This window comes from Pseudidiomarina sp., assembly GCF_048267825.1.
GTDB lineage: Bacteria > Pseudomonadota > Gammaproteobacteria > Enterobacterales > Alteromonadaceae > Pseudidiomarina.
The window spans coordinates 18,385-31,390 of the sequence record NZ_JBLWWR010000006.1 but is presented as its reverse complement, the minus strand read 5'-3'; the positions used below and the strand labels follow the sequence as shown (position 1 = coordinate 31,390).

At 48.0% G+C, this 13,006-nt stretch carries 15 protein-coding genes; 10 read left to right on the top strand and 5 right to left on the bottom strand.

What is annotated here, in order from left to right; all coding sequences use genetic code 11:
- Nucleotides 1-216: 216 nt before the first annotated feature.
- Entirely contained in the window at nucleotides 217-2,349 is a 2,133-nt protein-coding gene (locus ACN0UN_RS06570; RefSeq protein WP_417659292.1) for a S9 family peptidase, read from the top strand.
- 127 nt (nucleotides 2,350-2,476) lie between these two features.
- On the opposite strand, the gene ACN0UN_RS06565 is transcribed toward ACN0UN_RS06570, so the two are convergent.
- Nucleotides 2,477-3,199, bottom strand: coding sequence for a YebC/PmpR family DNA-binding transcriptional regulator (locus tag ACN0UN_RS06565; RefSeq protein ID WP_417659291.1), 723 nt, complete (start codon nucleotides 3,197-3,199; stop codon nucleotides 2,477-2,479).
- Between the two features lie 237 nt (nucleotides 3,200-3,436).
- On the opposite strand from ACN0UN_RS06565, the gene ACN0UN_RS06560 reads away from it, so the two are divergent.
- From ACN0UN_RS06560 to ACN0UN_RS06545, 4 genes are read left to right on the top strand one after another with little or no spacing between them, the layout of a single operon-like run.
- On the top strand, nucleotides 3,437-4,456 hold the full coding sequence (locus ACN0UN_RS06560; RefSeq protein ID WP_417659290.1) for a sensor histidine kinase: 1,020 nt from the start codon (nucleotides 3,437-3,439) through the stop codon (nucleotides 4,454-4,456).
- The gene (locus ACN0UN_RS06555; protein WP_417659289.1) at nucleotides 4,449-4,976 is read left to right on the top strand and encodes a response regulator transcription factor; all 528 of its coding nucleotides are present in this window, start codon (nucleotides 4,449-4,451) and stop codon (nucleotides 4,974-4,976) included. The genes ACN0UN_RS06560 and ACN0UN_RS06555 overlap by 8 nt, the downstream gene beginning before the upstream one ends.
- A gap of 8 nt (nucleotides 4,977-4,984) precedes the next feature.
- On the top strand, nucleotides 4,985-5,857 hold the full coding sequence (locus tag ACN0UN_RS06550; RefSeq protein ID WP_417659288.1) for an MBL fold metallo-hydrolase: 873 nt from the start codon (nucleotides 4,985-4,987) through the stop codon (nucleotides 5,855-5,857).
- Between the two features lie 30 nt (nucleotides 5,858-5,887).
- Nucleotides 5,888-6,829: a YeiH family protein gene (locus ACN0UN_RS06545; protein WP_417659287.1), complete on the top strand. Its 942-nt coding sequence runs from the start codon at nucleotides 5,888-5,890 to the stop codon at nucleotides 6,827-6,829.
- On the opposite strand, the gene ACN0UN_RS06540 is transcribed toward ACN0UN_RS06545, so the two are convergent.
- On the bottom strand, nucleotides 6,810-7,559 hold the full coding sequence (locus tag ACN0UN_RS06540) for a sulfite exporter TauE/SafE family protein (RefSeq protein WP_417659286.1): 750 nt from the start codon (nucleotides 7,557-7,559) through the stop codon (nucleotides 6,810-6,812). The two genes, ACN0UN_RS06545 and ACN0UN_RS06540, sit on opposite strands and share 20 nt — an antisense overlap.
- Nucleotides 7,560-7,730: 171 nt before the next feature.
- Here ACN0UN_RS06540 and ACN0UN_RS06535 point away from each other — a divergent pair, with 171 nt between their 5' ends.
- The 3 genes from ACN0UN_RS06535 to ACN0UN_RS06525 all read left to right on the top strand — a co-directional run bounded on the left by ACN0UN_RS06535 (nucleotide 7,731) and on the right by ACN0UN_RS06525 (nucleotide 9,769).
- On the top strand, nucleotides 7,731-8,363 hold the full coding sequence (locus ACN0UN_RS06535) for a peroxiredoxin (RefSeq protein WP_417659285.1): 633 nt from the start codon (nucleotides 7,731-7,733) through the stop codon (nucleotides 8,361-8,363).
- A 13-nt stretch (nucleotides 8,364-8,376) separates the two neighbouring features.
- Entirely contained in the window at nucleotides 8,377-9,006 is a 630-nt protein-coding gene (locus ACN0UN_RS06530; RefSeq protein ID WP_417659284.1) for a 4'-phosphopantetheinyl transferase family protein, read from the top strand.
- An 82-nt stretch (nucleotides 9,007-9,088) separates the two neighbouring features.
- Nucleotides 9,089-9,769 carry a dUTP diphosphatase gene (locus ACN0UN_RS06525; RefSeq protein WP_417659283.1) on the top strand — a complete coding sequence of 227 codons (681 nt, stop codon included), beginning with the start codon at nucleotides 9,089-9,091 and terminating at the stop codon, nucleotides 9,767-9,769.
- On the opposite strand, the gene ACN0UN_RS06520 is transcribed toward ACN0UN_RS06525, so the two are convergent.
- On the bottom strand, nucleotides 9,766-10,209 hold the full coding sequence (locus ACN0UN_RS06520) for a YaiI/YqxD family protein (protein ID WP_417659282.1): 444 nt from the start codon (nucleotides 10,207-10,209) through the stop codon (nucleotides 9,766-9,768). The two genes, ACN0UN_RS06525 and ACN0UN_RS06520, sit on opposite strands and share 4 nt — an antisense overlap.
- A gap of 28 nt (nucleotides 10,210-10,237) precedes the next feature.
- Nucleotides 10,238-10,681 carry a hypothetical protein gene (locus ACN0UN_RS06515; protein ID WP_417659281.1) on the bottom strand — a complete coding sequence of 148 codons (444 nt, stop codon included), beginning with the start codon at nucleotides 10,679-10,681 and terminating at the stop codon, nucleotides 10,238-10,240.
- A 220-nt stretch (nucleotides 10,682-10,901) separates the two neighbouring features.
- On the opposite strand from ACN0UN_RS06515, the gene ACN0UN_RS06510 reads away from it, so the two are divergent.
- Together ACN0UN_RS06510 and ACN0UN_RS06505 are read left to right on the top strand one after the other, a co-directional pair.
- Nucleotides 10,902-11,567: a cupin domain-containing protein gene (locus tag ACN0UN_RS06510; RefSeq protein WP_417659280.1), complete on the top strand. Its 666-nt coding sequence runs from the start codon at nucleotides 10,902-10,904 to the stop codon at nucleotides 11,565-11,567.
- On the top strand, nucleotides 11,564-11,830 hold the full coding sequence (locus ACN0UN_RS06505; protein WP_417659279.1) for a TIGR03643 family protein: 267 nt from the start codon (nucleotides 11,564-11,566) through the stop codon (nucleotides 11,828-11,830). The genes ACN0UN_RS06510 and ACN0UN_RS06505 overlap by 4 nt, the downstream gene beginning before the upstream one ends.
- 9 nt (nucleotides 11,831-11,839) lie before the next feature.
- Here ACN0UN_RS06505 and ACN0UN_RS06500 read toward each other — a convergent pair whose 3' ends face one another.
- Complete coding sequence (locus tag ACN0UN_RS06500) at nucleotides 11,840-12,976, bottom strand: DSD1 family PLP-dependent enzyme (protein WP_417659278.1); 1,137 nt, start codon at nucleotides 12,974-12,976, stop codon at nucleotides 11,840-11,842.
- Nucleotides 12,977-13,006: the final 30 nt, after the last annotated feature.

Genomic DNA, 13,006 nt, shown 5'->3' with positions numbered 1-13,006 from the left:
CGACTTCATCACTTTGACATAACTGGTCGGACATGTATTCCGAATTGCGTTAAATTGCGCGCTATGAACGTTCGTATGACGAAATGTTAATCTAATGTGTAGTTATCTCGATGATACCTCATTTCAGATGTAAGTGTAACAACTTGTAACATAGATTTTTTGCTTAAAATTTGATGCATCGTATAGTTAAATTTCCACCAACTTGGGAACTCGAACATGGCATTTAAAAATAGCTTTCAACTAAGTGGCTTAGCGTTAACGGCTTTATGGTTAACCGCTTGTGGCCCAACAATTCCAGAGCAAAACGCTGCAAGCAATCCACCTATCGCTGAGCAACGGCCCTATGTGGTCGAGTCGCCGCAAGGTAACCGACAAGACCCCTACTACTGGTTACGTGATGATTCGCGCACTGATCCTGAAATGCTCGCATATTTGGAAGCAGAAAATGCTTATTACGATAGCTACAGAGCTGACTATGCGGAACTGACTGCCCAAGTTGAGCAAGAAATTATTGGGCGAATTAAGCAAGACGATAGCTCAGTGCCGTATCAGAAAGGTGATTATCTTTATTCGGTAAAATATGAAGCAGGTAAAGAATACCCCATTCATGTGCGTACCGACAAAGAGGGCAATGAACAGCTGATGCTTGACGTCAACGTGCTGGCTGAAGGCCAGAGTTACATGAACGTTGGCAACTTAGAGGTTAGCCCCAATCAGAATTTAATGGCCTATATGGTCGACAACACGGGTCGGCGTCAATATGAATTGCGCATTCGCAATTTAGAAACCGGTGAAGATTACGCTCAGACATTAACGGGTTTGTCACCAGCAATTGCGTGGGCGAAAGATAATAAAACCCTGTTTGTCATTGAGAACGACCCACAAACGCTGCTTTCAACCCGCGTTATGAAGTATCGCATTGGCGAGCCAGCCGAAAGCGCCGAGCTTGTCTACGAAGAAACCGATAATACGTTTTATATGTGGGTCAACAACACCACAGACGGCGAGTACGTCCAAATCAACCTCGACCAAACCGTGTCAACCGAAGTGCATGTATTGGATGCGGATTCACCTGACGGCGAGTTCCAGGTTTTAGCGCCGCGTGAACGTGATTTTCAATACAGCGCTGACCACCTTGATGGCCGTTGGATAATTCGCACTGATTTAAATGCACCTAATTTCCAAATTATGGCCGTTGACCACAGTGACATTGGTGACAAGTCAAAGTGGACGCCACTGATTGAACATCGTAACGACGTGTTTATTCAAGACTTCGCTGTGTTCAGTAATTATCTTGCAATTAATGAGCGCAGCGACGGCTTGCGGCGCATTCGTGTCGTGCCGTGGGCTGATTCAGAGCAAGCACAGTTTATTGCTTCCGATGAAGAAGCTTACGTCACCGTATTTGAGCGTAACGTTCAGCAAAATACCGATGTATTGCGTTATACCTACAGTTCGCTCACAACGCCCTCAACCGTTTATGCTTATAATATGGCGACGGGTGAGCGGGAGCTGCTGAAGCAAACTGAAGTTCCAAACTTTGATGCCAGCCTTTATGAAACCGCTCGTACATGGGCTACCGCGAACGATGGCACAAAAATACCAGTGTCGTTGCTGTACAAAAAAGGCTTTCAGCAAGACGGGTCAGCACCGCTTTATCAATATGCGTATGGGTCGTATGGCTCAAGCTCTGATCCGTATTTTCGCTCAACCATTTTCAGCTTAGTTGACCGCGGCTTCGTGTACGCCATTGCACACATCCGCGGTGGTCAGGAAATGGGGCGTCAGTGGTATGAAGATGGAAAGTTACTCAAAAAAATCAATACATTTACCGACTATATCGACGTAACTGAACACTTGGTTGCAGAAAAATATGCACACCCTGAGAAAGTGTTTGGTATGGGCGGCAGTGCTGGTGGATTGTTGATGGGAGCTGTGGCCAATATGGCTCCGGAACATTATCGTGGATTAGTCGCGCATGTGCCTTTTGTCGATGTTGTGACCACCATGTTGGATGAGAGTATCCCGTTAACGACGAATGAGTTTGACGAGTGGGGTAATCCCAAAAACCAACCATACTATGACTACATGCTGTCTTATTCACCGTATGATCAAGTGAAAAAGCAGGATTACCCAGCCATGTTGGTTACTACGGGGTTGCATGACTCACAGGTTCAATACTTTGAGCCAGCCAAGTGGGTGGCAAAACTGCGTACCCATAAAACAGATGCAAACCCGTTAATGTACAAAACGATCATGACTGCTGGGCACGGTGGTAGCAGCGGTCGCTTCGCACGCATGAAAGAAGTTGCGGAAGAGTACGCGTTTATCCTGGATATACTGGAGTAATCGTTATTCGTTAATGGTTATTCGTTAATCGTTAAAAAAAAGGACGAAACCTAGTAATAGGTCTCGTCCTTTTTTGTTTCTTCTTTTCAACGAATAACGAACAACGAACAACGATTAACGCGTTTCGTTACTCCCACTCTGCGCTGTGATAAATATTTTGTACATCATCACAGTCATTAAGCATTTCCAAAAGCTTTTCCATTTGCGCAATGTCTTCTTCGCTGTTCAGCGTTGTCATCATTTGCGGGAGGTACTGAACCTCATCAACCTCAAACTCCAAACCATCGAAGGCGTCTTGCAACGCTTGCTTAGCCTTGTGAGACTCTGTGTGTGGCGCAAATACCGTTATGAATCCGTCGTCGGCTTCCATGTCGGTAACATCGACATCGGCCATCATTAGGGCTTCTAGAACGGCCTCTTCGTCGTCGCCAACAAAGCGCAATATTGCGCAATGATCAAACATGTGCGAAACACTGCCTGGCGCGCCAAGCTTGCATTTGGTTTTGGTAAAGCAGTTACGTACTTCACCAATGGTGCGATTTGGGTTATCAGTTAGTGCATCAACCATTACCATGCAGTTGCCTGGGCCAAAACCTTCGTACATTGCGGGTGAGTAATCCTCGCCGGCGCCACCTTTGGCTTTATCAAGTGCTTTATCGATAACGTGGGCGGGTACTTGGTCTTTTTTCGCATTATCAATCAGACTGCGCAGTTGCAAGTTTGCGTCTGGGTCGACACCTCCTTGTTTGGCGACCACGTAAATCTGGCGGCCGTACTTGCTATATACCTTGCTTTTTGCAGCAGCGGTTTTTGCTATCGACTCTTTTCGGTTTTGATACGCGCGACCCATAAATTGCTCTCGTTTGTTGCTGGTTAATGACAAAGGTGGCAATTTTATACCCAGTTACAGGTGATAATCCAGCTTAAACCAGAAAGTACGGCCAGGTTCGTTGACCTGTGTGGTTTGTTCAAACCCAGAAACCGCAGCACCAGCTTGATTTCAAAAGGGATGTGGCAAAGTGTCGCAGCTGGAATTCTGGTCAAACTCATGCATACTTAAGAGGTACTTCGAAAGGAGCTAAAGCACGTGACCATACGGGATATTTTGACAGCACTGGTGCTATTGCTGATTACCGTTATTGCCAATAGTTTTATCTGGCTAAACGGCGCAGCAACGAACCCCTATGCCGTACTGATACTGGTACCTATGGCAGCTGCTATGCTCCTGCTACCATTTCGATTGGCATGGTTGGTCATTGTGGTGGGGGTGGTGGGGCAGTTGCTGCAGTTGCAAGCACCACTACCTACTCATCATCAAATGGATACCCACTATAGGGCGATGGTATATGGGCAAGTATTCGCCGCGCTGTTGCTAGGAATTACGTTACATTTATTGCGAATTCGTATAGTTCGCCAGCAGCAAGCGATTCGCGCGCTACACCAGCGTCAGCATCGCGATGAGCAGCTCGTAACTATCGGCACCGCAGCGGCACAGTTCAGTCACGAAGTTGCTACGCCGATTCAGACCATTCAATTTATGCTCGAAGACGTGCGCCAACGCTATCCGAATGACGAAGATTTACAACGTGCTGAGCAACAGATACGGCGTATTCACAATCTCTTGCTAGACTGGCGGCAAGTTGCAGAAGATGTCAGAACCAATCGAATACTGGAACTTCAAGTAAATGAATTGGTGCAACAGGTCAAAGACGCGCTCTTAATCGTGCGCCCAGATATTCGGGTTATGTGGCGCGATGATGAACAACCGGGTTGCGTTGTTCGAGCTGACCGAACACTCATTCCGGCTATTTTGAGTTTACTTCATAATGCTGCCGATGCTGCACCGGTAGATTCGAAAATCGAAGTGCGAACTGAAGTTTCTGAACAGAGCTGGCGCATGACGATTCGCAATCAGGGTGAGCCGCTCGACGCTTTTCGTAAGCAAGGATTAGGCCGTGAATTGCTGCCGAGCAGCCGCGGTGTGGGTGCAGGTGCTTTGTTGAGCTATGCAACGTTTGAGCGTTTTGGTGGCATTGTGACTTGGCGTGCTGAGCAAGGTTATACGGTCACCGAAATACGCATGCCAATTGAGGTGATTCATGGCTGAAACGGTTCTGATCATTGACGATGACATTAATTTATTGCAGGCACTTACAAGCCGTCTTGAGCGGGCTGGCTATAAAGTCCGCACGGCAGCAACGAAAACTGAACTTGACCAGGTTAATCTGCCCAATGTGGAGCATATACTGCTCGACTTAAAATTTGGTGAAACCAATGGGCTGGAACTCATCGAGCCCTTGCAGCGCCGGTTCAAGCCAGAAAACCTTGTTGTTTTGACGGGTTACGCCAGCATCGCAACGTCGGTAGCAGCTATCAAAGCGGGTGCCACGGATTATCTGGCAAAACCAATACAAACTGCCGTGTTGCTGAATTGTTTAACACCCGAATCAGAATTGATGCCACTACCCAGTGCGCAGCCAATGACACCCGCTCAGTTGGAATGGGAGCACATCCAACGCGTGATGCACGAACATCAAGGCAATATATCCGCGACAGCACGAGCTTTGGGAATGCATCGTCGCACGCTTCAACGCAAATTGAGTAAATATTCCCCAATCAAGAATTAGGAGCATTGATGATAGGTAACGCATTGAAAGTAAAAGCATTTCTTGACGAGGACAGTGAAACGTTTAGCTATGTGTTGTACCACCAAGACGAGAAACAGGCCGTGGTTATCGACCCTGTTTTAGATTTTGATTACAAATCAGGGCGCACAAATACGAAAGGGGCGCAGCGGATAGTTGATTTCGTTAATTCCGAAGGTTTACATGTTGCATGGGTGCTTGAAACGCATGCTCATGCAGATCACCTCTCAGCGGCTCCGTTTGTAAAAGAACACGTTGGTGGGCATATCGGCATTGGTGAACACATCAAAGACGTACAAAAAATCTTTAAAGACGTATTTGATCTTGAAAAAGAGTTTCTACCGAACGGTCATCAATTCGACCACCTGTTTAAAGACGGTGAAACCTTTAATGTCGGCGCCATGAATTTTCGCGTATTGCACACGCCAGGTCATACACCGGCTGACTTGTGTTACGTCGTTAACGAGCAAATGATATTCGTTGGCGATACCTTGTTTATGCCGGATGTTGGCACAGCGCGTTGTGATTTCCCGGGGGGCAGTGCAGCAACTCTGTTCCAATCGATCAAGAAGATACTAGCGCTGCCAGAAGCTACTGAAATATATATTTGTCATGATTATCCGCCAGCTGGGCGTGGGCATGAGTATAAAACCACAGTGGGAGCGCAGCGCAAACACAGTAAACATGTGCATGATGGCGTAAGTGAGGCTGAATTTGTTAAGATGCGCGAAGAGCGCGATGCGAGCCTTGAAATGCCACGGTTAATTTTGCCGTCAATACAGGTGAACATTCGTGCTGGGCATATGCCGCCAGCTGACGAAAACGGTAAGGTGTATTTAAAATTACCAATCGATCAACTTTAACTTGGTCGCAATAAACCACACGAGTGCATTTTGATAAAAGTTGGACCGGTAGTGTTTTGGATAATCGGCGCAATCACGCTTTCCCCGTGGATAAGTGCGCCGATAGCGCTTTTACTTGGATTTCTAATGGCAAGCTTGGGCTGGGTGCCGCAGTCTATTCAGCCCAGTGTTTGGGTTAAAAAGCTACTTGCACTAGCCATTGTCGCGCTAGGTTTCGGCGTTCAGATAAATGTTGCGTGGCAAGTTACGAGTGACTATTTCGGTCTCATGGTAACGACTATTGTTGTAACGCTATGCGCGGCGTTGTTACTTGGCCGGTTGCTGAAAGTTGATAGTATCACCAGCCATTTACTCGGTTCAGGTACAGCGATATGCGGTGGTAGTGCGATTGCCGCTGTTGCCCCCGCTGTTCACGCGCGCAATGATCAAATAGCCTTAGCGTTAGCGAGCGTTTTTACTTTAAATGCTGTGGCGTTACTCATATTTCCACTGATTGGCCGTGCCTTGGCATTGGATGACCAAACATTTGGCGCCTGGGCGGCTATCGCCATCCATGACACGTCGTCGGTGGTTGGTGCTGCGCAGGCCTACAGCGACGAGGCGCTGCAAACCGCAACCACATTGAAGCTAGCGCGTGCGCTTTGGATTGTGCCGCTGGCGCTGCTATCGGCATTGGTCTACCAACGTTTTAGCCACACCGAAACGCAAACTCGGGTGAAAATACCGCTGTTTATTGTAGGTTATGTGGTTGCCATGCTGGTTAGTTCAGCATGGCCTCAGTTTCATGAGCTTTACAGCGTGACGTTCGGCGCAGGCAAAAGCCTTTTGGTATTTTGCCTTTATTTGGTTGGCGCCAGCATTACTGTCACCCGGTTAAAAGCAGCAGGACCAAGACCGCTTCTACTGGCTGTTGTGCTGTGGGTACTCATTGCAACGCTTTCGTTGGCTTGGCTTACAATACGGACTGGCTAAGCACAACCACAGCCATAATCAGCAAGAATACAGCGAAGGCTTTTTGCAACTTTTGGCGCGGCAGTCTGGCGCCAATCCACGCACCTGCATAACTGCCCACTATTCCGGCCACGGTAATTATCGCGATTACTGTCCAGTCAAATTCAAAACCTTGCGCAGTTAACGCACTGTAGTATTTTGCAAATCCCACGAAGGACTTCAACGCGATAATCATTAAGCTGGTGCCAATCGCCAGTATCATGGGTACCCCACCCAATAACACTAAAGCGGGAACAATTAGAAAACCGCCACCAACCCCGACAAATCCAGTAATCGCCCCAACAATCAGGCCATCAAGAATAACCCGTACCACTTTCACGTTTTTTGGGGTTTCAATGTTGCTACGCCCACGCCACATCATGACCGCCGCAATAGCCATGAGCACCACAAATACCAGCAATTGAATGCGCGGATCAACAGCAGTACCGCCCCAGGCGCCCGCGTACGCACCGACCATTCCGGGTATACCAAACAGCCAAACGTGTGGCCACGAAACAAGCTTTTTACGGGCGCTCAGCAGGCCGCCGAACAAACTGATAAAGGCTACAATAACTAAAGACGAAGCGATAGCTAAGTTGGCCGGCATGTCAGCTAAATAGAGTAAAACAGGAACGGTTAAAATAGACCCGCCAGAGCCAAAAATACCTAAACTTAAGCCGATAAGCACAGCACCAAGAATTGCCTGAATCACACTATTCACCTCTTATTTGCATCTGCGTAAAAACACCCAACAGCCAATGAACTATCATTGAAATAAACGATTACTGCTATCGCTTGTCATAACTTGATAAATAACAGCATAGCAACTAATTTAGTTAAATACGAAATACAATTAATTTTAACCCAAAGTGAGGATATGAACATGGGACTACGTATTGGCGATATGGCACCAAACTTTAAAATTGATACCACCCAAGGTGAAATCGATTTTCACGCTTGGTCGAAAGGTTCTTGGGTGTTTTTCTTCAGCCACCCGGCCGACTATACACCAGTGTGCACCACTGAAATGGGTCGCACTGCGCAGCTAGCCGGCGAATTTGAGAAGCGTGGCGTGAAGCCATTAGGGCTATCAACAGACACCGTTGAAGAGCACAACGGCTGGATCAAAGACGTGAATGAAACTCAAAATACCAACCTTGAGTTTCCAATTGTTGCGGATAAAGATCGCAAGGTTGCGGCGTTGTACGACATGATTCACCCAGGTGAAAGCGAAACGGCTGCCGTTCGTTCAGTGTTTATCATTGACCCGAACCACAAAATTCGCTTAACCATGACCTACCCAATGAGCGTTGGCCGTAACTTCACCGAGATTTTACGCGTTATCGATGCATTGCAAACCGGTGATCAGTTCGGTGTTGCGTGCCCGGCGGACTGGCAGGTTGGTGGGGATGTGATCATTCCACCGAGTGTTTCTATGGAAGATGCAGAGAAGAAATTCCCGCAAGGATTTAAAACAGTTAAGCCGTATTTGCGTTACACTAGCGTAAACAAATAACAGCTTAAGATGAATGATAGCGACAGCCTTTTCGACAGACTTTAATACCGTATTGCCCGCACTTGATGCGTGGGTAACTTCGGCTGAACAAGAAGCTGCGCTGCTTTATCGACAACAGCCACGCCAACAGCAATTTCTTGCTGGGCGTGGCTTTTTACGTTGGCTGGTTTGTCAGCAATGGCATTGCGCAGCCGGTGCGGTCGCTATTTCGCGTCAAGACAATGGCGCACCACTGCTGAGCGTCGGAGGGCAACAGTGGCAATGCTCCATTAGCCATACCAAGGGCGGTGTTTTGGTCGCCGCAAGCCCAGAATATGTTGTCGGTGTTGATATTGAAGTTGTGAAGCCGCGGCGGCGCTTGGTCGAGTTGGTGGAACAATACCAAGACGGCTTTTTTTCGAATCTGGATGGCTCAGACTGGCAGCTGTTTTATCAGCGCTGGACGCTCGCGGAAGCAGTTACCAAAGCAGAGCAGGGGCTGTTACTGAGTACTTTAAAGCGCCCCGTAGATGACTACCAAGAGCGCGCTGAGCATGCACTTAGCAACGATTATATGTTGTGCTGCTATACCGAAGACACTAGGTCAGGAGCGTTACTTCGTGAAGTAACCGCCACCGCCGAAGGACTGGTTTTCGCTGAATAAAAATAGGCGCTTTAACCGATACCATGGCGATGGTAATCTTGTCTCTATTCAGACCAATGATCACTCAGAAAATGAGCAAACCATGACCCCAGAACAAGCAAAACAATTGATTGAAATGCAAATTGCCTTCAATCAGGTAATCGATCCTGCCTATCCCGAAAACCCGCAAGTTAAGCGTGATGACGTGAAAGCTATTTTGGTCGAGTTAGGCGAATACTTTGAACACACCGCCTACAAGTGGTGGAAAAAACAATCTGCCGACTGGGCGCAAGCCAACATGGAGTTGATTGATATTCTGCACTTTGCAATTTCGGATGCAGTTGAGAATGCATGTGCACGCGGCTTAAATCATGACCAGGCAGCTGAAGAGGTTGCGGCATTAGTGCTAGCCGGCGCAACCGGCAAAGCGCCTATTGCAGACGGAAAAGAATTGATTGTTGCACTGGCACAAGACGGTACGAGCGAGAAGCCGTTGCAGTGTGGCGCGGCATTTTTTGACAAGCTATTTTCCGCATTAGTAGACGCTTACGGCGATGCCAACACGGTTTATTTAACCTATATTGGTAAAAACGCGTTGAATAATCTGCGCCAACAGCGCGGCTATAAGCAGGGTACTTACGTGAAAATGTGGCAGGGCCGTGAAGACAACGAAGTGATGATGGACTTGTTAGCAAGCCATGAAGCCGAGATTATTAACGCTGACCAACCGCTGGCGCGAGCGCAGCAATTGTTGCTGAGCCACTATGACGCGAACGTGGCTTAAGCGCGCGCTAAAATCCGGTCTAAATGATTGCCAAATTGCATGCGGTCACGCTGATTTAACGGCGGCGGGCCGCCACTTTGCACGCCACTTGCGCGCATCGTGTCCATAAAGTCGCGAATATTTAACCGCCCACGGATATTCTCTTTGGTGAATAGCTCACCGCGCGGGCTTAAGGCCTGGCCGCCTTTTTCAATAACCTCTGCAGCAAGCGGTATGTCGGCCGTAATGACCAAATCACCCGCTTCCGACAAACGCACAATCTCATCATCGGCAACGTCAAACCCGCTGCTGACTGTGCGAGCCGAAATAAACCGTGAAGGCGGAACCCGCAGCGGCTGGTTGGCGATAAGTATTAGCTCAAGCTGCTTTCGCTCAGCCGCACGGTACAGAATGTCTTTAATAACTGTTGGGCATGCATCCGCATCCACGTATATTTTCATCTTTAGCGAAACCGCATGCAGGTTAATATTAGTTACCGTTGTCTTTCTTACGGTCTTTTGAGTTTTTACGCTGTTCTTTTTCGGCCTTTTTCATTTCTTTTTGAGCTTCACGCTCTTGTTTGTGCATTTCGCGCATCATCAGCCACTCTTCCTTGTGCTTTTGTTGCAGCGCTTTTTGCTCTTCTTTATGAATTTGCTCCAAGCTCTTACGCTCATTTTTAGCCATTTCCGAATCGGCTTTTCGTGAGTCTTTGCGGGCTTCTTTGCGCATTTCCATTTCTGCTTTGCGTTGCTCGCGCGCTGCCTCCATTTCAGCCATGCGTGCTTCACGCTCGGCTTCATTCATCATTTCAGACTGCTCTTTTGCCCGCTCCGCAGCTTGCTCTTGCTCATCCGATTGCGTTTGTTGTGCGACTGCTGGCAAAGCGAATGCGCAACACATAAGCAAAACGGCTAAATTTAAAGTTTTCATAAAATATTTCTCCGTCGTGAATCCGTTATTCACTACTATAAATTAGTTTACAAAATGACTTTATGTAAGCTGCTTTACATGTGCTTTAACCTTACAAAGGTAATCATTGTGCCCTATCATTGTTTCTACCGCCAAATTTTCATTGTAGCGATCTGTAAACGGCCTTTTTTAGTATTAATGAGTAGAAAATAAGCTGAAATGAACTGGAATAAGTAACGCCATGATTAATATGGATTTCTCCAAAAAAGTTGTTGTACGCAGCGCCGAAGCTGACTGGCAGCCAAGCCCTGCTGCAGGGGTTGAGCGCAAACCCTTAGAACGAGAAGATGCCGAGCGTGGGCGCGCATCTAGCATTGTTCGTTATGCACCGGGTGCTAGGTTTGCGACGCATCAACATCCGTTGGGCGAGGAGATTTTTGTGCTTGAGGGCGTGTTCTCTGACGAAGCGGGAGACTATCCGGCTGGCACCTATATTCGCAACCCACCAGGCTCGCAACATGCCCCTTTTAGCAATGAAGGCTGCACGTTATTTGTAAAGTTGCACCAGTTTGCCAGTGCTGATAACGCCACGGTGCGAATTAACACCAACACCAGCCCGTGGCTGCAGGGGCAAGGGGGACTGCAAGTCATGCCATTGCACAGCTTTGAAACGGAACACTGTGCGTTAGTGAAATGGCCGGCAGGCGAGGTATTTAAGCCGCATCGTCACTTTGGCGGCGAAGAGATACTCGTACTTAGTGGTGAGTTCATGGATGAACACGGCCGCTATCCCGCAGGCACATGGATACGTAGTCCACACAATAGTGCGCATACACCATTCGTAGAAAAAGAAACCATTATCTACGTGAAAACTGGGCATCTACCCGTCGCAGAGAGTCACCTGTGAAGAGATCTGGATTTGAGCATCTGACAGAGAGTGATATATCACGCGTAATTGAGATGGCTTGGGAAGATCGCACTGCGTTCGAGGCGATAGAGCGCCTTTATCAGCTCAAGGAATCGCACGTTATTCAAGTGATGCGTCAGCAATTAAAGCACAACTCATTTAAGCTCTGGCGCAAACGCGTGCAGGGCCGAGTGACTAAACATGAACAGTTAAGAGACCCGTCTGTTTCACGCGCGTACTGCCCAACTCAGTACAAACGTTAACGTTGAGTTTTACCAGCCCAATATACGAGGCCAAACTTCTAACTCACCGGTGTTTTTTAACACCATATAATGTTGATGCATGGCTGCTGTTGCACAAGCATGATTTGGAAGTATCCGCAGCTGCGCACCGATAGGAAACTCATCAACGGTGTGTGTTGCCGGTAATGCGATGACGCCATGTTCTTGATTGACCGACGTGACACAAACCCCTTCATAAGGGGTGCCTAAATCGTTGCAGACTAAGCCATAACCATAATCAGTACGCTGGCTTGCAGTGCCACGATCGCGCGACAACGCCATCCAGCCAGCATCTATCAACACCCAGTTTTTCTCTTTATTATGACCAATCACGGTGGTTACCACTGACATGGCAATGTCATCAAGGCTACAAACGCCAAGGTTCAGCATAACCAAGTCGAACGTGATATAAACACCGGCTCGAACTTCACTGATGTCGTTAAAGTCCTCAGCAAAATGCGCTGTGGGTGTTGAGCCGACGCTGACAATTGGGCAAGGAACGCCTGCTGCGCGAATCGCCTCCGCAGCATAACGAACTGCTTCGCACTCTTGCGCTGCCGCCGCACGAATTTCGTCCGTCGAATGCGAGGAATATGAGCCACCGGCGTGCGTCATAACACCGGTTAATTGCGCGCCATTGGCATTGATATGTTGAGCAATTTGGGCAATCAGTGGGTTATTGGGTGCGAGACCGCCACGGTGGCCGTCGCTATCAATTTCGATAAATACTGAAAATATAACGCCATGCTGCTGACCGAATTGGGTCACCGTTTGCGCTTGCTCGAGGCTGTCGAGTAAAATATGAAAATTAATGCCCCGTCTTAGTAATGCGGCCGCTCGTTCCAATTTGTTGCTTGTTATACCAACGGCATAGAGCAGATCGGTATAGCCCGCATCGGCAAACGCCTCAGCTTCCGCCAACGTTGATACAGTGGCCGGCGAATTCAAATTGGGCAGCATGTCATGAGCAGCGTCAACAGAACGTAATGTTTTAAGGTGAGGCCGCAGAGCACAGCCACGTTCCGAAATTCGCTGCTGAAGGTAAGTAAGGTTACGCATAAACCGCGCATGATCAATGAGCAAAAACGGGGTTTGCTGGGTGCTTAACCTATTTTTATTTACCGGCATGTAGAACTCCTCGACGGTTCAGTGAATAAC